17 protein-coding genes are annotated in these 17,935 nt (G+C 71.6%); 6 read left to right on the forward strand and 11 right to left on the reverse strand.

What is annotated here, in order from left to right:
• The first annotated feature begins 26 nt into the window (after positions 1-26).
• Together QFZ58_RS14465 and QFZ58_RS14470 are read left to right on the forward strand one after the other, a co-directional pair.
• Positions 27-1,376, forward strand: a complete 1,350-nt coding sequence (locus QFZ58_RS14465; protein ID WP_307125344.1) for an FAD-binding oxidoreductase — start codon at positions 27-29, stop codon at positions 1,374-1,376.
• Positions 1,377-1,479: 103 nt separating this feature from the next.
• On the forward strand, positions 1,480-2,238 hold the full coding sequence (locus QFZ58_RS14470) for a decaprenylphospho-beta-D-erythro-pentofuranosid-2-ulose 2-reductase (protein WP_307125345.1): 759 nt from the start codon (positions 1,480-1,482) through the stop codon (positions 2,236-2,238).
• 12 nt (positions 2,239-2,250) lie between these two features.
• Here the strand turns inward: QFZ58_RS14470 and QFZ58_RS14475 are convergent, their stop codons facing one another.
• Positions 2,251-2,841: a 2'-5' RNA ligase family protein gene (locus tag QFZ58_RS14475; protein ID WP_307125346.1), complete on the reverse strand. Its 591-nt coding sequence runs from the start codon at positions 2,839-2,841 to the stop codon at positions 2,251-2,253.
• Positions 2,842-2,943: 102 nt separating this feature from the next.
• Positions 2,944-3,957: a tryptophan--tRNA ligase gene (gene trpS / locus QFZ58_RS14480; protein WP_307125347.1), complete on the reverse strand. Its 1,014-nt coding sequence runs from the start codon at positions 3,955-3,957 to the stop codon at positions 2,944-2,946.
• Between the two features lie 166 nt (positions 3,958-4,123).
• Here trpS and rocD point away from each other — a divergent pair, with 166 nt between their 5' ends.
• On the forward strand, positions 4,124-5,329 hold the full coding sequence (rocD, locus tag QFZ58_RS14485) for an ornithine--oxo-acid transaminase (RefSeq protein ID WP_307125348.1): 1,206 nt from the start codon (positions 4,124-4,126) through the stop codon (positions 5,327-5,329).
• 92 nt (positions 5,330-5,421) lie between these two features.
• Here the strand turns inward: rocD and QFZ58_RS14490 are convergent, their stop codons facing one another.
• The 3 genes from QFZ58_RS14490 to QFZ58_RS14500 all read right to left on the reverse strand — a co-directional run bounded on the left by QFZ58_RS14490 (position 5,422) and on the right by QFZ58_RS14500 (position 8,460).
• Positions 5,422-6,609, reverse strand: a complete 1,188-nt coding sequence (locus QFZ58_RS14490; protein WP_307125349.1) for a glutathionylspermidine synthase family protein — start codon at positions 6,607-6,609, stop codon at positions 5,422-5,424.
• 5 nt (positions 6,610-6,614) lie between these two features.
• A complete protein-coding gene (locus QFZ58_RS14495) occupies positions 6,615-6,890 on the reverse strand; it encodes a hypothetical protein (RefSeq protein WP_307125350.1) in 276 nt (91 codons plus the stop codon).
• Between the two features lie 172 nt (positions 6,891-7,062).
• The gene (locus QFZ58_RS14500; RefSeq protein WP_307125351.1) at positions 7,063-8,460 is read right to left on the reverse strand and encodes a PLP-dependent aminotransferase family protein; all 1,398 of its coding nucleotides are present in this window, start codon (positions 8,458-8,460) and stop codon (positions 7,063-7,065) included.
• A 47-nt stretch (positions 8,461-8,507) separates the two neighbouring features.
• On the opposite strand from QFZ58_RS14500, the gene QFZ58_RS14505 reads away from it, so the two are divergent.
• A complete protein-coding gene (locus tag QFZ58_RS14505; protein ID WP_307125352.1) occupies positions 8,508-9,020 on the forward strand; it encodes a carboxymuconolactone decarboxylase family protein in 513 nt (170 codons plus the stop codon).
• 81 nt (positions 9,021-9,101) lie between these two features.
• Entirely contained in the window at positions 9,102-9,839 is a 738-nt protein-coding gene (locus QFZ58_RS14510; RefSeq protein ID WP_307125353.1) for an isocitrate lyase/phosphoenolpyruvate mutase family protein, read from the forward strand.
• Between the two features lie 92 nt (positions 9,840-9,931).
• Here QFZ58_RS14510 and QFZ58_RS14515 read toward each other — a convergent pair whose 3' ends face one another.
• From QFZ58_RS14515 to QFZ58_RS14525, 3 genes are all read right to left on the reverse strand, one after another.
• Positions 9,932-10,921: a malate dehydrogenase gene (locus QFZ58_RS14515; RefSeq protein ID WP_307125354.1), complete on the reverse strand. Its 990-nt coding sequence runs from the start codon at positions 10,919-10,921 to the stop codon at positions 9,932-9,934.
• 403 nt (positions 10,922-11,324) lie between these two features.
• On the reverse strand, positions 11,325-12,017 hold the full coding sequence (locus tag QFZ58_RS14520) for a DUF3017 domain-containing protein (protein ID WP_307125355.1): 693 nt from the start codon (positions 12,015-12,017) through the stop codon (positions 11,325-11,327).
• A 19-nt stretch (positions 12,018-12,036) separates the two neighbouring features.
• Positions 12,037-12,912, reverse strand: coding sequence for a bifunctional methylenetetrahydrofolate dehydrogenase/methenyltetrahydrofolate cyclohydrolase (locus tag QFZ58_RS14525; RefSeq protein WP_307125356.1), 876 nt, complete (start codon positions 12,910-12,912; stop codon positions 12,037-12,039).
• 234 nt (positions 12,913-13,146) lie between these two features.
• Here QFZ58_RS14525 and QFZ58_RS14530 point away from each other — a divergent pair, with 234 nt between their 5' ends.
• Positions 13,147-13,767, forward strand: coding sequence for a hypothetical protein (locus QFZ58_RS14530; RefSeq protein WP_307125357.1), 621 nt, complete (start codon positions 13,147-13,149; stop codon positions 13,765-13,767).
• Between the two features lie 56 nt (positions 13,768-13,823).
• Here the strand turns inward: QFZ58_RS14530 and QFZ58_RS14535 are convergent, their stop codons facing one another.
• The 3 genes from QFZ58_RS14535 to purN all read right to left on the reverse strand — a co-directional run bounded on the left by QFZ58_RS14535 (position 13,824) and on the right by purN (position 17,707).
• Entirely contained in the window at positions 13,824-15,416 is a 1,593-nt protein-coding gene (locus QFZ58_RS14535) for a DUF2079 domain-containing protein (protein WP_307125358.1), read from the reverse strand.
• 94 nt (positions 15,417-15,510) lie between these two features.
• Positions 15,511-17,064 (reverse strand): bifunctional phosphoribosylaminoimidazolecarboxamide formyltransferase/IMP cyclohydrolase, encoded by a 1,554-nt coding sequence (purH, locus tag QFZ58_RS14540; protein ID WP_307125359.1) that lies wholly within the window; start codon positions 17,062-17,064, stop codon positions 15,511-15,513.
• The gene (gene purN, locus QFZ58_RS14545; protein WP_307125360.1) at positions 17,051-17,707 is read right to left on the reverse strand and encodes a phosphoribosylglycinamide formyltransferase; all 657 of its coding nucleotides are present in this window, start codon (positions 17,705-17,707) and stop codon (positions 17,051-17,053) included. The genes purH and purN overlap by 14 nt, the downstream gene beginning before the upstream one ends.
• Between the last annotated feature and the right edge of the window lie 228 nt (positions 17,708-17,935).

The following is a 17,935-nucleotide window of genomic DNA, read 5'->3' on the forward strand; positions in this document are numbered from 1 at the left end:
TTTTCCCGGGCGATACGGTCACCTCCATGTCCGTCGACACGGTGTCCATGACCGGCTGGGGCCGCACCTCCCCGACGACCGCGCTGCGGTTCTGCCCCCGTACGTACGAGGAGGCCGTCGTCGCCGTGCGGGGCCGCGGGCCCCGGGGGGTCGTCGCCCGCGGGCTGGGCCGCGCCCACGGCGACGCCGCGCAGAACGCGGGCGGCTCCGTCGTCGACATGACCGCGCTGAACCGGATCCGCACGGTCGACGCCGTCCACGGCACGGTGGTCTGCGAGGCCGGGACCGACCTGCACCACCTGATGCGGGTACTCCTGCCGCTCGGCTGGTTCGTGCCGGTCACCCCTGCGACCCGCCATGTCACCGTCGGCGGCGCGATCGCCTCCGACGTCCACGGCAGGAACCACCTCTGGGCCGGTTCCTTCGCCCGGCACGTGCGCTCCCTCGACCTGCTCACCGCCGACGGCGAGGTGCGTACGGTGCTGCCGGGCACCCCGCTGTTCGACGCGACCACGGGCGGCCTGGGGCTGACCGGCGTCATCCTCTCCGCCACGCTCGGCTTCCGCCCCGTCGCCACCTCGATGATGTCGGTCGCCACCGAGCGCGCGGCCGACCTCGACGAGGCGATGGCCCGGCTCGCCGCCTCGGGCGGGTCCACCCCGTACGCGGCGGCCCGGATCGATCTCCTGGCGCACGGGAAGGCGACAGGACGCGCCGTCGTGACCCGGGGGGAACACGCACCGCTGGACGCGCTCCCGGCGCGCGCCCGGCGCACACCGCTCGCCTTCCGCACCGGGCAGTTGCCCGCGGCTCCCCCGTTCCTGCCTCCCGCACTGCTCGGCCGGACCTCCGCGGCGCTCCTGGGCGAGCTGCGCCACCGCAGCGCCCCCCTCTCCCGCGTCGGGGAGCTCCAGCGGATCTCCGCCTTCTTCCATCCGCTGGACGCCGTTCCCCACTGGAACCGCCTCTTCGGGCGGGCCGGCTTCGTGCGCTACCAGTTCGCCGTCGGCCACGGGCAGGAGGAGACGGTGCACCGCATCGTCCGCAGGCTCTCGGCCCGTCGCACCCCCGCCTTCCAGGCCGTGCTCAAACGCTTCGGCGCCGCCGGCCCCGGCTGGCTGTCGTTCCCCGTGCCCGGCTGGACGCTCTCCTTCGGGCTGCCCGCGGGGCTGCCCGGACTGTCGCGGCTGCTGGACGGTCTCGACGACGAGGTGGCGGGGGCGGGGGGCCGGGTCTGCCTGGCGAAGGACGCACGGCTGCACCCGGACGCCGTTGCCGCGATGTATCCGAGACTCGCCGAGTTCCGCGCCCTGCGCGAGGAGCTGGACCCGGACGGCGCCTTCCGGTCGGACCTGTCCCGCCGTCTCGGGCTGTGAATCCGGGCTCCGATCCGAGCCCCACCCACCTGCACGACCACCCCGCACGCCCGCCCCGCCACGCCCACCCCGCACACCCGGTCCACGTCGCCAGGAGTTTCCCGTGAAGGACGCCTTCGGTGCCCCGCAGTCCCTGCTCGTCCTCGGCGGCACCTCCGAGATCGGTCTGGCCACCGCGCGCCGGCTGATCGCCCGCCGCACCCGCACGGTCCGGCTGGCCGGCCGCCCCTCCCCCGCCCTGGAGCGGGCCGCGGCCGAGCTGCGCGAGCTGGGCGCGGACGTCCGCACGATCGCCTTCGACGCCCTCGATCCCGCGTCCCACGAGGAGGTGCTCGGAAAGGTCTTCGCCGACGGCGACGTCGACGCGGTACTGCTGGCCTTCGGCATCCTCGGCGACCAGGCGCGCGACGAGGAGGAACCGCTCTCCGCGGTCCGGGTGGCTCAGACGAACTACACGGGAGCGGTCTCCGCCGGCCTGGTCTGCGCCGGCGCACTCCAGGCGCAGGGCCACGGAGCGCTGGTCGTGCTCTCGTCGGTGGCGGGTGAGCGGGCCAGGCGGGCCGACTTCATCTACGGCTCCAGCAAGGCGGGCCTGGACCTCTTCGCGCAGGGCCTCGGGGACGCACTGCACGGGACGGGGGTGCACGTGATGGTCGTGCGCCCCGGCTTCGTGCGGTCGAGGATGACGGCGGGGCGCGAGCAGGAGCCGCTCGCCACCACCCCCGGCGCGGTCGCGGACGCGATCGTGACGGGCCTGCGGCGGCGCTCGGAGACCGTATGGGTGCCCGGCGCCCTGCGGGTGGTCATGTCGGCCCTGCGGCACGTGCCGCGCCCGCTGTTCCGGCGGCTGCCGGTGCGGTGAGACGGCAGGCCGTCAGGGCCGCAGCGTCGGCCGTCCCACGGGCCGGCCGCCCTGGGCCGGCACGGCGGTCGGGCCGCCGCCGGCCCCGAACGGGAATTCGTTGATCTGGCGCCAGACACTGTCCGCGCCCTGTTCGTACAGCCCGAAGGAACCGCAGGTCCAGGCCGCCTCGTAGGAGGAGAGCTCCTCGTACGCACGGTCCATCGCCTCCTCCGCGATGCCGTGCGCCACGGTCACGTGCGGGTGGTACGGGAACTGCAGCTCGCGCACCAGCGGTCCCGAAGCCTCCCGGACCCGCTTCTGGAGCCAGGAACAGGCCGAGGCGCCCTCGACGACCTGGACGAAGACGACGGGTGACAGCGGACGGAAGGTGCCCGTGCCGGACAGCCGCATCGGGAAGGGGCGGCCGGCCGCGGCGATCCCGTCGAGGTGCGCCTCGATCGCCGGCAGGTCGGCCCCCTCGGCCTCGGTCGGCGGGAGGAGGGTGACGTGGGTGGGAATGCCGTACGCGGCAGGGTCCCCGAAGCTCGCGCGCCGCTCCTGGAGCAGGCTGCCGTACGGCTCCGGGACCGCGATCGAAACGCCAAGCGTTACGGTCCCCACATCGTTCTCCTCAATCGTCGATGGTCGATTTTCGGCCGTACCGGCAGTCGTACCGACGCCAGTGTGCCGCGTCGGGCCGTGCCGCCGCCAGGGTCCTTTGACTCAGTGCTTCGCGGGCAGAAGGCCCATCCGGTCGTAGGTCTGCGCCAGCGTCTCCGCGGCGACGGCCCTGGCCTTCTCCGCCCCCTCGGCCAGGAGTGAGTCCAGCGTCTCCGGGTCGTCCAGATATTCCTGTGTGCGGTCCCGGAACGGCGTGACGAACTCCACCATCACCTCGGCGAGGTCGGTCTTGAGCGCGCCGTACCCCTTGCCCTCGTACTTCTGCTCGAGGTCCACGACGGCGGTGCCGGTGAGGGTGGAGTAGATGGTGAGGAGGTTGCTGACGCCGGGCTTCTTCTCGGTGTCGAAGCGGATCACGGTGTCCGTGTCCGTCACCGCGCTCTTCACCTTCTTGGCGGTGACCTTCGGCTCGTCCAGGAGGTTGACGAGGCCCTTCGGCGTGGAGGCCGACTTGCTCATCTTGACCGCCGGGTCCTGGAGGTCGAAGATCTTCGCCGTCTCCTTGAGGATGTACGGCGCCGGGATCGTGAACGTCTGCCCGAAACGGCCGTTGAAGCGCTCGGCGAGGTCACGGGTGAGCTCGATGTGCTGGCGCTGGTCCTCGCCGACCGGGACCTGGTCGGCCTGGTACAGCAGGATGTCCGCGACCTGGAGGACCGGGTAGGTGAAGAGGCCCACGGTGGCCCGGTCCGCGCCCTGCTTGGCGGACTTGTCCTTGAACTGCGTCATGCGGGACGCCTCACCGAAGCCGGTGAGGCAGTTCATGATCCAGCCGAGCTGCGCGTGTTCGGGTACATGGCTCTGGACGAAGAGCGTGCAGCGCTCCGGGTCGAGCCCGGCCGCCAGCAGCTGGGCGGCGGCGAGCCGCGTGTTGGCGCGAAGCTCCGCCGGGTCCTGCGGCACGGTGATCGCGTGCAGGTCCACCACCATGTAGAACGCGTCGTGGGACTCCTGGAGCGCCACCCACTGGCGGACCGCGCCGAGGTAGTTGCCGAGGTGGAACGAGCCTGCGGTGGGCTGGATTCCGGAGAGCACGCGGGGTCGATCAGAGGCCATGCACTCATTGTCTCAGGTGCGGAACCGATCTCCGCCAAGCGGTGCGGGAAAGATGTGCGGGCGGCGCACAGGGCGCGCCGCGCTTCGAAGGTTTCCCCGTGCGTGATCCGACCGACGATACAAAGTGGGCACACCCCGCCCACCCCGCACGACGAACGGAGACCCCGTGCCGACCACGGAAACCGCCCTCGCCTCCGCCGAGGCGCACAGTGCGCACAACTACCACCCGTTGCCGGTCGTCGTCGCCTCGGCGGACGGTGCCTGGATGACCGACGTCGAGGGGCGTCGCTACCTCGACATGCTGGCCGGTTACTCGGCGCTCAATTTCGGCCACGGCAACCGGCGTCTGATCGACGCGGCCAAGGCCCAGCTGGAGCGGGTGACGCTGACCTCGCGGGCCTTCCACCACGACCGGTTCGCCGACTTCTGCGCGGGGCTCGCCGATTTGTGCGGCATGGAGATGGTCCTGCCCATGAACACCGGCGCGGAGGCGGTGGAGACGGCGGTGAAGACGGCCCGCAAGTGGGGCTACCGCGTCAAGGGGGTGCCGGACGGGATGGCGAAGATCATCGTGGCCGCCGGGAACTTCCACGGCAGGACGACGACGATCGTCAGCTTCTCCACCGATTCCGAGGCGCGGGCCGACTTCGGCCCCTACACGCCCGGGTTCGAGATCGTGCCGTACGGGGACCTGACCGCGCTCGGCGAGGCGATGACCGAGAACACCGTGGCGGTGCTCATGGAGCCGATCCAGGGCGAGGCCGGGGTCCTGGTGCCACCACCCGGTTATCTGGCGGGGGTGCGCGAGATGACCCGGGAGCGGAACGTCCTGTTCATCGCCGACGAGATCCAGTCGGGCCTCGGCCGTACCGGCAGGACCTTCGCGTGCGAGCACGAGGGTGTGGTGCCCGACATGTACGTGCTGGGCAAGGCGCTGGGCGGCGGCGTGGTGCCTGTTTCGGCCGTGGTGTCCTCGGCCGCGGTGCTGGGGGTCTTCCGCGCCGGCGAGCACGGGTCGACCTTCGGCGGGAACCCGCTGGCCTGCGCGGTCGCGCTGGAGGTGATCGCGATGCTGCGCACGGGCGAGTTCCAGCAGCGGGCGACGGAGCTGGGCGACCACCTCCACCACGAGCTCGGGCTGCTGGCCGGCGGGGGCCCGGTGACGGCCGTACGGGGACGCGGTCTGTGGGCGGGCGTCGACATCGCCCCGGCGCTCGGCACGGGCCGGGAGATCTCGGAGAAGCTGATGGACCGTGGGGTCCTGGTCAAGGACACCCACGGCTCCACGATCCGGATCGCCCCGCCCCTGGTGATCACCAAGGAGGACCTGGACTGGGGCCTGGACCAGCTCCGGGGCGTGCTGCGGGGCTGAGCGCCAGCCGCCGGGCACCGGCCGGGGTGCCGGGCGCGGGGGCTTCCGTCCGGATCAGGCCCGCGAGCCCGGCATGGTCCGGACGCGAGACGCTAGAGGATGACGTGGGGCAGGAAGCGGGCGTACTCGTCCGTGACCGGTCCCGCCGACTCCCGGATGCCGAGCCCGGCCGCCTCGCTCCCGACCACCCAGGCGCCGAGGACCACCCGGTTGCCCGCGAAGTCCGGCAGCGGCGCGAACTCCTGGTAGCAGCAGGCCTCGTAGCGCGTCACCGGCGCGCTGCCCGGTTCGTGCACGGTGACTCCGGCGCCCTCGCGGCCGAGCAGCGGTTTGGTGACGTAACCCGCCGCCCCGTCGCCCGCGAGTTCGCGCGGGCCGTCGAGGTAGGCGGGCAGCAGGTTCGGGTGTCCGGGGTACAGCTCCCACAACAAGGCCAGCAGTGCCTTGTTGGAGAGGAGCATCTTCCAGGCGGGCTCGATCCAGCAGGTGGTGCCGGTGCCGCCGCCGTTGTCGAGGGTGTCCAGCACATGCGGCCCGAACCGGTCGGTCGCCAGCCACTCCCACGGGTAGAGCTTGAAGCAGCTGCGGATGAATCGGAGCCGCTCGTCGACGAAACGGCCGGTCAGCCGGTCCCAGCCGATCCGCTCCACGGAGAGGGCCTCCGTGGCGATGCCGGCCTGTTCGGCGGTCTCCCGCAGATAGGCGACGGTCATCAGGTCCTCGCCCAGCTCGTCACCGTCGGAGTGGACGAAGTGCAGCGGGCCGGACGGCAGGAGGGGGGCCTGCCGCTTCCACGCGTCGACGAGGCGCTCGTGCAGCGAGTTCCACTGGTCGGCCCCGGGGAAGCGGTCTTCCATCCAGAACCACTGGGGACCGGCCGCCTCCAGGAGGGAGGTCGGCGTGTCGGCGTTGTACTCCAGCATCTTGGCCGGCCCCGAGCCGTCGTACCGCAGGTCGAACCGGCCGTACAGGGAGGGGAGTTCAGCTCGGCGGCGCCAGGACTCGGCGATCAGCCCCGCCAGCCGGCGGTCGGTGATGCCGAGGTCGGCGAAGCGGTCGTGCTCGACGATGTACGCGGCTGCGGCCAGGCACATCGCGTGGAGCTCCTCCACGACCTCCTCCAGCGCCTCGACCTCGGGCAACGAGAAGACGTAGTAGGCGCTCTCGTCCCAGTACGGGCGCAGCGATCCGTCCGGGTAGCGGGTCAGGGGGTAGACCAGCCCCTGCTCCTCGACGGTCCGCTGCCAGCCGGGGCGGGGCTCGATGGTGCGGCGCTCCATGCGGGTCAGCCGCCGCCGGTGCCGGAGCTGCCGAAACCGCCGCGGTCGACCGCGGACTTGTCGAAGCTTCCGCCGGAGAGCTTGCCGCTGTGGCTGCTGCCCCCGTAGTAGTAGGAACCGCTGCCGCCGCTGCCCTTGCACTCGTAGCTGGGCAGTTCCTCCCGGGTCACCCGGTCGGCACACCGCCTGTCGGGTTCGGACCCGCAAGCGGTGAGCGTCGCCGCGAGCAGCCCCACGCCACCGAGCACCACCGTGCTCGACCGCAGCCTGCGCCTGATCATGTTCCGTCCCCCCGTCGTACCCACGAACCATTCGACTGCCGGTCAACCACTCCGACTTAACAGTCAGATTAGATGGCTGGCCAGCCTGGCCGAAACCCGGTGACGAGGCCCCCGCCCTCCATGTCCGGACCTCCGGCGCCCACGGCTCCACCCGCCGTCCCGCACCGGGCCGTCACGGCAGTACCCGGCAGAGGGCGTCCAGCGCCCCCGCCCAGCCGCTCTCCGACGGAGAGCCGTAGCCGATCACCAGGCCGTCCTGGACCGGCTCCGCCTCCCGGTGCCGGAACCGCGACAGCCGCTCCAGAGCGAGCCCCTGCCATGCTGCGGCCCGGGCCACCGACTGCTCGGTGCCCTCCGGGAGTTCGAGCACCGCGTGCAGCCCGGCCGCGATTCCGCTCACCCGGCAGCCCGGCACCCGCTCGGCGAGCGTCTGTACGAGCTGGTCGCGGCGCCGCCGGTAGCGCAGCCGGACGGAGCGCACGTGGCGGTCGTACGCCCCCGACCTCATGAACTCCGCGAGTGTCAGCTGGTCCAGCGTCCCGGACATCCAGTCGGAAGCGCCCTTCGCCTCGCACACCTCCCCCACCAGCCGCTGGGGCAGCACCATCCAGGCCAGCCTCAGCCCCGGGGCGAGGGACTTGCTGGACGTCCCCAGGTAGACGACCCGTTCGGGATCGAGGCCCTGGAGGGCACCCACCGGCTGCCGGTCGTAGCGGAACTCGCCGTCGTAGTCGTCCTCCAGGATCAGCCCCGACCCGGACCGCGCCCAGTCGATCGCCTCGGCCCGCCGGTCCGGGTGCAGCGGCACGCCCGTGGGGAACTGGTGGGCGGGGGTCATCAGCACCGCGCCCACGCCCCGCATCCCGCCCAGTTCACCGGTCCGGGCCCCGAGCGCGTCCACCGGCAGGCACGGGGTGCGCAGGCCCGCCTCGGCCAGGATGTTCCAGTGGATGTCGAGTCCGTACGACTCCACGGCCGTCTCCCGCACCCGGCGCTGCCGCAGCACCTTCCCCATCAGCATCAGCCCGTGGACGAACCCGGAGCAGATCACGATGCGTTCCGGGTCCGCGTACACCCCGCGCGCCCTCGCCAGGTAGTCCGCCAGCACGGTGCGCAGCTCGATGCGCCCCTGGGGGTCGGCGTACCCGAAGGCCTCGTCGGGGGCGGCGGTGAGGGCGCGCCGGGACGCCTTGAGCCATTCGGTGCGCGGGAACGCCGAGAGGTCCGGCGACCCGGGCATCAGATTGTGCACGGGGCGCCGCTCCTGGCGGGACCGTACCGGCCGGGTGGCCGGCCTCCGGGCGACGGCCCGCTGCGCGACCCTGGTCCCCGAGCCCTGACGTGCGGTGAGCCAGCCCTCCGCGACCAGTTCGGCGTAGGCGTCCGCGACGGTGTTGCGGGCTATGCCGAGGTCGACGGCGAGTGTCCGGGAGGAGGGCAGCCGGGTGCCGGGCACCAGCCGGCCGCTGCGCACCGCGTCCCGCAGCGCGTTCACCAACCCGCTGCGCACTCCGGCGCCGACCGGTTCGATGTGCAGGTCGGCACCGAAAGCGGCCCAGGTATCCGTCATGGAAATGGACCATACCGGTGCGCCACCCGCGCCGTAGCGTCATATCCATGACGACGCACACGCACTCCCACGCATCCGCCGAGCACGCCCCCGAGCACCCCGCCCGCCTGCAGTGGGCCCAGCTCGCCCCCGAGGTGTACAAGGCCATGGTCCGGCTGGACATCGCGGCCTCCAAGGGGCTCGACCCGGTGCTCGTCGAACTCGTGAAGATCCGCGCCTCGCAGCTCAACCGCTGCGCACTGTGTCTGGACATGCACTCGAAGGACGCGCTGGCGGCGGGCGAATCCGTCGAGCGGATCATTCAGCTCGGCGCCTGGGAGGAGTCGCAGCACTTCTACACGGAGAAGGAACTGGCGGCGATCGAGCTGACGGAGACCGTGACCGTACTGACCGACGGCTTCGTGCCGGACGAGGTCTACGCGAAGGCCGCCAAGCACTTCGAAGAGGCCGAGCTCGCCCAGCTGCTCGCCGCCATCACGGTGATCAACGCGTGGAACCGCTTCGGGGTGGCCACCCGCCAGGTCCCCGGCCACTACACGCCCGGTGACATCAAGCACTGAGCCGCCGGAGCAGGCGTCCGCCGCCCCTGCGCCCACCCTGCCGCCGGAAGCCGGCCACGGCTTCCCAGCATCGGAGCACCGATGAACGAGCCCGTCTCCGTCTTCCGTGCCCTGCACCAGGGCCGCTCCCCCGGCGACCCGCTGGTCCTGCCCGGCCCGTGGGACGCCCCCAGCGCACGCGCTTTCGAGGACGCCGGATTCCCGGCGCTGGCCACCCCGAGCGCCGGCGTCGCGGCCTGCCTCGGCCACGCGGACGGACGGACGCCCGCCACCGAGATGTTCGCGGCGGTGGCACGGATCACCCGCGCCGTGTCCGTGCCGGTGTCGGCGGACGTCGAGGCCGGGTACGGCCTGCCCCCCGCGGAACTCGTGGAGCGCCTCCTGGAAGCGGGCGCGGTCGGCTGCAATCTGGAGGACTCCGCCGACGGGGTCCTGCAGGATCCGGAGCGCCAGGCCGAACGCCTCGCCGCGGTCCGCGCCGCGGCGGGCGGGCACCTCTTCGTCAACGCCCGCGTCGACACGTACATCCGGGGGGTCCCGGCCGGTACGGACGTGGTCGAGGAGACGATCGCCCGCGCCCGGCTGTACGCGGCCGCCGGAGCCGAGTGCGTCTATCCGATCACCGCGCCGGCCGGCGACCTGCCCCGGCTGGCCGCGGCCGTCCCGGTCCCGCTCAACGCCCTCGGCTCACCCGACGGCCCGTCCGACGCCCGCCGCCTGGGGGAGCTCGGCGCGGTACGGGTCACGTTCGGCCCGCAGCTGCAGCGGCGTGCGGCGGACGCCGTGCGCGGTCTGGCCGACCGGCTGCGCGGCGACTGACCCCGGTGGACACGCGTGGGCGCCTCCCTTCAGCGATGCTGCAGGGAGGCGCCCACGTGCGTCCGGGTCCGGCCCGGGGGCCGGAAGACCGGTCAGATCAGGCCGAGCTCGCGAACCGCGTCGCGCTCCTCGGTGAGCTCCTTCACGGACGCGTCGATGCGCGCACGGGAGAACTCGTTGATGTCGAGACCCTGCACGATCTCGTACTTCCCGTCCTTCGTGGTGACCGGGAAGGAGGAGATGATGCCCTCGGGGACGCCGTAGGAACCGTCCGACGGGATACCCATCGAGGTCCAGTCGCCCTCGGCGGTGCCGTTCACCCAGGTGTACACGTGGTCGATGGCGGCGTTGGCCGCGGAGGCGGCCGAGGACGCACCCCGGGCCTCGATGATCGCGGCGCCGCGCTTGGCGACGGTCGGGATGAAGGTGTCGGCCAGCCATGCCTCGTCGTTGACGACCTCGGCGGCGTTCTTGCCGGCGACCTCGGCGTGGAAGATGTCCGGGTACTGGGTCGCCGAGTGGTTGCCCCAGATCGTCAGCCGCTTGATGTCGGAGACGGCGGCACCGGTCCGGGCGGCGAGCTGCGAGATCGCGCGGTTGTGGTCCAGGCGGGTCATCGCGGTGAAGCGCTCGGCCGGTACGTCCGGGGCGGCGGCCTGCGCGATGAGCGCGTTGGTGTTGGCCGGGTTGCCGACGACGAGGACCTTGATGTCGTCCGCGGCGTTGTCGTTGATGGCCTTGCCCTGCGGCTTGAAGATGCCGCCGTTGGCGGAGAGCAGGTCACCGCGCTCCATGCCCTTGGTGCGCGGGCGCGCGCCGACCAGGAGGGCGACGTTGGCGCCGTCGAAGCCGACGTTGGCGTCGTCGGTGATCTCGATGCCGCGCAGGAGCGGGAAGGCGCAGTCGTCGAGCTCCATGGCGGTGCCCTCGGCGGCCTTGAGGCCCTGCGGGATCTCGAGGAGTCGCAGGTTGACCGGCACGTCCGGGCCGAGCAGGTGGCCGGAGGCGATGCGGAAGAGCAGCGCGTAGCCGATCTGGCCGGCTGCGCCGGTCACGGTGACATTCACGGGAGTGCGGGTCATGGCGATCTCCGTTAGACAGCTGGCGGTAGGGGCCCCTGCCCCTGGTGCGGGACACCTCTGAATCTTGACGTGAAGAGATATCCGGCGATCAGGCTATCCGACTCGCCCCCTCCCGGCCGCGCGCCCCCCTGTGGGACTCCGCACACAGCCGGTCACATACCGCGTCCGCCGGCCGTGTGCCGCCCGTCGTTGCGTGACGATCACACGATGGCGGAATCGTCACCTCCGTGCCACAGGCACCGGGGGACCCTTGAACCGAATACCTCATGTCCATGACGCTGAAGGCAGGACAGGGCAAGGCCGCACAAGCCACCGCATTACCGGTCGTCTCGTGCCGGTCGCCCCGTCCGGTGTCCGTCCCTTCTCGGGGGAGGGGACGGACACCACCTGCCGGGCGACACGCCTAACGGATCGTGAAGTGGACGGCGTCCTGCAGGAAGGGGACGTCCAGCCACGGTTTGGGCTGCGCCATCAGGGCGAGCAGCACGATCAGCGTCCCCATCAGGCCGTACGTGACGAGGTCGGTGAACCGGGACCGCACGGCCAGCATGCCGACGGAGGGGACCACCCAGCGCAGCACCGCCCCGGTGAGCAGGGCGAGGCCGATCAGCATCGTGCCGATCCTGAACGCTTCGGTGAAGGGGTCGGCGCCCACGAGGAGCAGGCCGATTCCCGCGGTGCAGAGCACCGCGAGGAGCGGCCACTGCCGGGCGGGAGCGGGGGCGTCCCCCGAGGCGGCCCGGCCACCGCCCTCGGGGCGGGCGGTGTCACGGGTGAGCGAGAAGCGGCGCGAGGGCGCCCGGGTCGAGCCGCCGCCCTCTTCGGACCCGGTCGGGTCCCCGGGCTCGGCCGGCTCTCCGGCCTCCGCCGTCTTCACGACCTCCGCCGTGTGTACCGGCTCCGCGCTCCCGGTCCCGGCCGGCTCCTCGTGGCCCGCCCCGGCCGGCTCCTCGTGGCCCGCCCGGTCATCCTTTTCACGGCCGCCCGCGGCGACGGCCCCGGTGCCTGCGGACGTCCCGGCGTCCCCGGGCACCCCGGCGTCCCCGGCCGCCCCGGCCGCGTGCGTACCGTCCGCCGGACTCGTACCAGCACCCATGACTTCCTTCCGGTCCGGATCAGCCGGCGGACGCGGCGGAGTCGGCGGCGGCGCGCTCGGCCGCCTCGACCACGTTGACGAGCAGCTGGGCCCTGGTCATCGGACCGACGCCGCCCGGGTTGGGGGCGACCCAGGCAGCCACCTCCGCGACACCGGGGTGGACATCGCCGACGATCTTGCCGTTCTCGTCGCGGCTGACGCCGACGTCGAGCACGGCCGCGCCCGGCTTCACGTCCTCGGGCTTGATGAGGTGGGGGACGCCGGCGGCGGCGACGATGATGTCGGCCTGCCTGAGGTGGGCCGACAGGTCACGGGTACCGGTGTGGCACTGGGTGACGGTCGCGTTCTCGGACTTGCGCGTCAGCAGGAGGGGGATCGAGCGGCCGATGGTGACCCCGCGGCCGACGACCACCACGTGGGCGCCGTTGATCTCCACGCCGTGGCGGCGCAGGAGCGTGACGACACCCTGCGGGGTGCAGGGCAGCGGGCCGGTCTCGTTCAGCACGAGCTTGCCCAGGCTCATCGGGTGCAGCCCGTCGGCGTCCTTCGCCGGGTCCATCAGTTCCAGCACGCGGTTGGTGTCGATGCCCTTGGGGAGGGGGAGCTGCACGATGTAGCCCGTGCAGTCGGGGTCGGCGTTGAGTTCCCGTACGACGCCCTCGATGTCCTCCTGGGTCGCCGTGCCGGGAAGTTCACGCTGGATGGACGCGATGCCGACCTGGGCACAGTCACGGTGCTTGCCGTTCACGTACCACCGGCTGCCCGGATCGTCCCCGACGAGCAGGGTCCCCAGCCCGGGGGTGACGCCCTGCGCCTTGAGGGCCGCCACGCGGACGGTCAGATCGGACTTGATCGCAGCTGCGGTGGCCTTGCCATCGAGAATCTGGGCAGTCATGACACCCATCCTCGCGGATGACCCCGCCCGCATACCAATTCAGGTGTGCGATGTGGACACAAGGTTGCACTTGCACAACACATTCGGCGGTCGACTGGACAGAAAGCCGAGGTCGCGACGACGATGAGGCGCGCAGCACCGTGGACAGTGTCGGGGGGACAACCGTTCAGATCGCGCAGCTTTCCTCCGCCAGGACCGCGTCGTCCCCAGATTTCACAACGGAGGAAATGCGCCATGAGCTTCGGCGACCCCAACAACCCCTACGGCCAGCAGCAGCCCTACGGCCAGCAGCCGGGCGGGCAGCAGCAGGGCGGGCAGCCGGGCTACGGCTATCCCCAGCAGGCCCCGCAGGGTGTGCCCCAGCAGGGGTACGGCTACCCGCAGGCACCGCCCGTCCAGGGCGGTTACGGCTTCCCGGGGGTCCCCACGGAGATGCCCGGTGGCGTCAAGGCCGCGCGCGTCATGCTCTACGTGATCGTCGGCCTGCAGGTCATAGGCGCCATCATCTTCGCCCTCGCGGCCGTGGCGGTGAACGCCGCCAGGAACGACGAGACTCTCCAGGAAGACGTCCAGTTCCAGCAGCTCGCCGACTACTCGGGCAACGCGCTGTGGGCCATCGTCGCCTTCGCGGTCCTGTGGGGCGTCTTCGCCGTCGTCCTCGCCGCCAAGTTCGGCAAGGGGGGCAACGCCCTGCGGATCACCACCATCGTCTTCGGTGTGATCACCGCGATCCTCGGCATCTACCCGTTCATCGTCTTCGGTCTCGTCCACACGGTTCTCGCCATCCTGATCACCGTCTTCGTGGCGAAGTCCGACGGCGGCGCCTGGTTCAACCGCCAGCAGCCGCAGCACTGAACAGGCGCACGCGCCCGAAGGCCGTGACATCCGTCGATCCGGCGGATGTACGGCCTTCAGCCGTTTCCGGGCGCCGGCGTGGTCCGCTCCATCACCACGAACGGAGCCGCCTCGCGTGTGATCCGGTACCGGGCCTCGGGGTGGAGTTGCTGCGCGTATTTCACGGGGTCGTCGATCGGCCGTGACCAGCCGAAGTCCAGATTGATCGCGACGACGTCGGGCGCGGTGCCCGGGGCGCCGCCGACCCAGTAGACCGTACGGTCACCGGTCAGGTGCGCCATCAGCGTGATGTCCGTCTCCACCCGCGCGCCCACCGGAATGGCCTCCAGCGCCGCCTCGGCCGCGTCGGTGCGCGCGTCGGCGCCGTACGTCTCGGGGCGCAGCAGGTCGCGCAGCGGGAGGTGCTGGGTGAGCGCCACGGCGATCGCGGCGGCGACGGGGACGGCGACGTTCGCATAGGCGGCCAGCCAGGGCCGCGCTGATCCGCGGCTGCGGCGGACACCGTCGGCCATGGCCAGGAAGACCACCGGCATGAGGATCGCGCTGTAGTGCCAGACCATGCCCCAGTGGTTGGAGTCCTGGGAGAGCAGGCGCCAGCCGAGCGTGGGCAGCACGAGCAGGACCAGGGGCGAGCGCAGCGCCATGAAGGCGGTGATGCCGACGAGGAAGACCAGCATCTCGATCTTGACGGAGGAGTCGAGGACGCCGAGGACCGAATCGAGCGGGGAGACCCGCTGCCCACCGTCCTGCTCGATCTTCTTCCAGTAGTCGTACGTCCCCGCACTGCTGGCCGCCGGTATGAGGACGAGGACGGTCAGTGCGAACGCGAACACCCCGAAGGCCGCCAGCAGGAAGCCATGGAGCCGCCGCCCGTACACGGCCAGGAGCGCGCCGACGACCGCGACGGTGATCCCGAGGTCCTCCTTGACCAGGACGAGGGGCAGCGACCACAGGAGGGCGGCCCGCCAGCGCTCCATGAGCAGGGCCCGGCACACGAGCGCGATCAGCGGCACGGCGAAGGCTATTTCGTGGAAGTCGGCCTTCACCGCTTCCTGGAGGCCCCAGGAGAGCCCGTAGGCGACGGTGACGCACATGCCGCTGCGGCCGCCGAGGATCTGCTGGACGGTGCGCCCGACGACCGCCGCGGAGACGGCGAAGAGAGCGGCCTGCGCGAAGAGCAGGGCGAGGGCGGACGGCCAGATCCAGTACAGCGGCACCAGGAGCGCCACCACGGGGCTGAAGTGGTCGCCGAGTATCAGATAGCCGGGGCCCTTGATGTCGACGACCGGGGCCTTCAGCGAGGCGTACGCGCGCACCTCCTGCTCGAAGATCCCGAGGTCCCACGAGGGCGAGTGGAAGTGGCTGTACCGGAGGTAGGAGTACAGGAAGTAAAGCGCGCACAGGAGGATGGCCGCGATCACGTACGGACGCAGCGGGGCCGGGTGCGGCGCCGCGGCCGCCGCGGTACCGGTGGCCCGCCCCCGCTCCTCGTCACCGTGCCGACCGGACCCGTTCCCGTTCCCGTCTCCGTTCCCGGGCACGTCCGTCTCGCTCTGGTTCAGGTCAAGCACGATGCCCCCGCAACGGAGTCCCTCACTGGTCACTGCCGGCCGCGCCGGTTCCGGCCACTGCCCGACAAGGCCATTCATTAGAACAGAGGGACGACTGATATCCGTACGCCGCGACGCACCGCAGACCGCACCCGGAACGGGTACGGCCTACGGATGGGCGCTGCGGGTGCCGTCAGTGGAAGAAGTGGCGCGTGCCCGTGAAGTACATGGTCACGCCGGCCTTCTTCGCCGCCTCGACGACCAGCTCGTCACGGACCGAGCCACCGGGCTGGGCCACGGCCCTGATGCCGGCGGCGGTCAGGATCTCCAGGCCGTCGGGGAAGGGGAAGAAGGCGTCCGACGCGGCGTAGGAGCCCTTCGCCCGCTCCTCACCGGCCCGCTCGACGGCGAGCTTGGCGGAGTCGACGCGGTTGACCTGGCCCATGCCGACACCGACCGAGGCGCCGTCCTTGGCGAGCAGGATCGCGTTGGACTTGACGGCCCGGCAGGCCTTCCACGCGAAGGCGAGCTCCCTGAGCTCCTCCGCGGAGAGGGCCTCTCCGGTGGCGAGGGTCCAGTTGGCCGGGTCGTCGCCGTCGGCCTGGAGCCGGTCGGCGACCTGGAGCAGCGCGCCGCCGTCGATCGGCTTGACCTCGACCGTGGATGCCGGGGCGTCGGGGCAGCGCAGCACCCGGATGTTCTTCTTACGGGCGAGCACCTCGACGGCGCCGTCCTCGTATGCCGGGGCGACGATGACCTCGGTGAAGATCTCGGCGACCTGCTCGGCCAGCGCGACGGTCACCGGGCGGTTGACCGCGATGACACCACCGAAGGCGGAGAGCGGGTCACAGGCGTGCGCGTTGCGGTGCGCCGTCGCGACGTCCTCGGCGATGGCGATGCCGCACGGGTTGGCGTGCTTGATGATCGCGACGCACGGCTCGGCGTGGTCGTAGGCGGCACGGCGGGCGGCGTCGGTGTCCGTGAAGTTGTTGTAGGACATCTCCTTGCCGTGCAGCTGCTCGGCCTCGGCGAGGCCGCCCTCGCCGGAGGTGTAGAGCGCGGCGGGCTGGTGCGGGTTCTCGCCGTAGCGCAGGACGTTCTTCCGCGCGTACGTCGCACCGGAGAAGTCCGGGAAGCCGGAGTCGTCGGCCGCCGCGTAACCGTCGGCGAACCAGGAGGCGACGGCCACGTCGTACGCGGCGGTGTGCTGGAAGGCCTCGGCGGCGAGCCGCTTGCGGGCGGTCAGGTCGAAGCCGCCCGCCTTGACGGCCGCGAGGACGTCGGCGTAACGCTCCGGGCTCGTCACCACTGCCACGGACGGGTGATTCTTGGCGGCGGCGCGGACCATCGACGGGCCGCCGATGTCGATCTGCTCCACGCACTCGTCGTCGGACGCGCCCGAGGCGACGGTCGCCTTGAACGGGTACAGGTTGACGACCACGAGGTCGAACGGCTCGACGCCCAGCTCGGCGAGCTGCTCGCGGTGGGTGTCCAGGCGCAGGTCGGCGAGGATGCCGGCATGGACCCGGGGGTGCAGCGTCTTCACGCGGCCGTCGAGGCACTCGGGGAAACCGGTGAGCTCCTCGACCTTGGTGACCGGCACTCCGGCGGCGGCGATCTTCCCGGCGGTGGAGCCGGTGGAGACCAGCTCGACACCCGCCTCGTGGAGACCGCGGGCGAGGTCTTCGAGCCCCGTCTTGTCGTAGACGCTGACCAGGGCGCGGCGGATGGGCTTATTCACCGACATGACCGAGATGAACCTTTCGTCCCTCAATGCGATAGCCGTCGCGGGCGAGCCGCCCTACGGCCTCGACGAGCAGCTTGCGCTCGACTTCTTTGATGCGTTCATGGAGAGCGGCTTCGCCCTCCGCCGTGTCCTCTTCGGTCACCTCGACCACGCCCTGCGCGATGATCGGACCGGTGTCGACGCCGTCGTCGACGAAGTGGACGGTGCACCCGGTGACCTTGACGCCGTACGCGAGCGCGTCGCGCACTCCGTGGGCACCGGGAAAGCTGGGGAGCAGGGCGGGGTGGGTGTTGACGATCCGGCCGCCGAACGCGGCGAGGAACGCCTTGCCCACGATCTTCATGAAGCCCGCGGACACGACGAGGTCCGGACGGTGCTCGTCGACGGCCTCGGTGAGCGCCGCGTCCCATTCCTCGCGGGTCGCGTGTTCGCCGACCTTGCACACGAAGGTGGGAAGCCCGGCGCGCTCGGCGCGCTCGAGCCCGGCCGTTCCGTGGCGGTCCGCGCCGACCGCGACGACCTGGGCGCCGTAGCCCTCGGGATCGTCACCGATCGCGTCGAGCAGCGCTTGGAGATTCGTACCCGAGCCGGAGACCAGGACGACCAGGCGGGCCGGGGCGGCGGAAGGGGGCGGGGAGGCCACAGCTGGGCCCTTTCTCGCGTGGTAAGGCAGGTGCGATGTGCCAGGAATGCGTTTGTACGGTCGTACGAAAGAATCTCACCCCGGGATACGGGGAACTCTACGAACGGCCCGACCGTCAGCAACGATACCGGCACACCCGGCGGCCCCCACGGGACGGGGGCGTGGCCGGGAGGTAGCGTCAGGGGACAGGGAACCGTCCTCGGGGCGGAAACGACGAGATGGGGAAGA

Origin of the sequence: Streptomyces sp. B1I3, assembly GCF_030816615.1 — a bacterium.
Lineage (GTDB): Bacteria > Actinomycetota > Actinomycetes > Streptomycetales > Streptomycetaceae > Streptomyces.

Excerpts from the sequence above, each read along its gene's own strand:
- QFZ58_RS14490 (WP_307125349.1), bottom strand. The coding sequence starts at position 6,609 with ATGGAGCGCCGCACCATCGAGCCCCGCCCCGGCTGGCAGCGGACCGTC.
- purH (WP_307125359.1), bottom strand. The coding sequence starts at position 17,064 with ATGTCGGTGAATAAGCCCATCCGCCGCGCCCTGGTCAGCGTCTACGAC.
- QFZ58_RS14465 (WP_307125344.1), top strand. The coding sequence starts at position 27 with ATGTCCGTCGACACGGTGTCCATGACCGGCTGGGGCCGCACCTCCCCG.
- QFZ58_RS14530 (WP_307125357.1), top strand. The coding sequence starts at position 13,147 with ATGAGCTTCGGCGACCCCAACAACCCCTACGGCCAGCAGCAGCCCTAC.
- QFZ58_RS14505 (WP_307125352.1), top strand. The coding sequence starts at position 8,508 with ATGACGACGCACACGCACTCCCACGCATCCGCCGAGCACGCCCCCGAG.
- QFZ58_RS14495 (WP_307125350.1), bottom strand. The coding sequence starts at position 6,890 with ATGATCAGGCGCAGGCTGCGGTCGAGCACGGTGGTGCTCGGTGGCGTG.
- QFZ58_RS14525 (WP_307125356.1), bottom strand. The coding sequence starts at position 12,912 with ATGACTGCCCAGATTCTCGATGGCAAGGCCACCGCAGCTGCGATCAAG.
- QFZ58_RS14520 (WP_307125355.1), bottom strand. The coding sequence starts at position 12,017 with ATGGGTGCTGGTACGAGTCCGGCGGACGGTACGCACGCGGCCGGGGCG.
- QFZ58_RS14535 (WP_307125358.1), bottom strand. The coding sequence starts at position 15,416 with ATGAATGGCCTTGTCGGGCAGTGGCCGGAACCGGCGCGGCCGGCAGTG.
- trpS (WP_307125347.1), bottom strand. The coding sequence starts at position 3,957 with ATGGCCTCTGATCGACCCCGCGTGCTCTCCGGAATCCAGCCCACCGCA.
- QFZ58_RS14510 (WP_307125353.1), top strand. The coding sequence starts at position 9,102 with ATGAACGAGCCCGTCTCCGTCTTCCGTGCCCTGCACCAGGGCCGCTCC.
- QFZ58_RS14515 (WP_307125354.1), bottom strand. The coding sequence starts at position 10,921 with ATGACCCGCACTCCCGTGAATGTCACCGTGACCGGCGCAGCCGGCCAG.
- QFZ58_RS14500 (WP_307125351.1), bottom strand. The coding sequence starts at position 8,460 with ATGACGGATACCTGGGCCGCTTTCGGTGCCGACCTGCACATCGAACCG.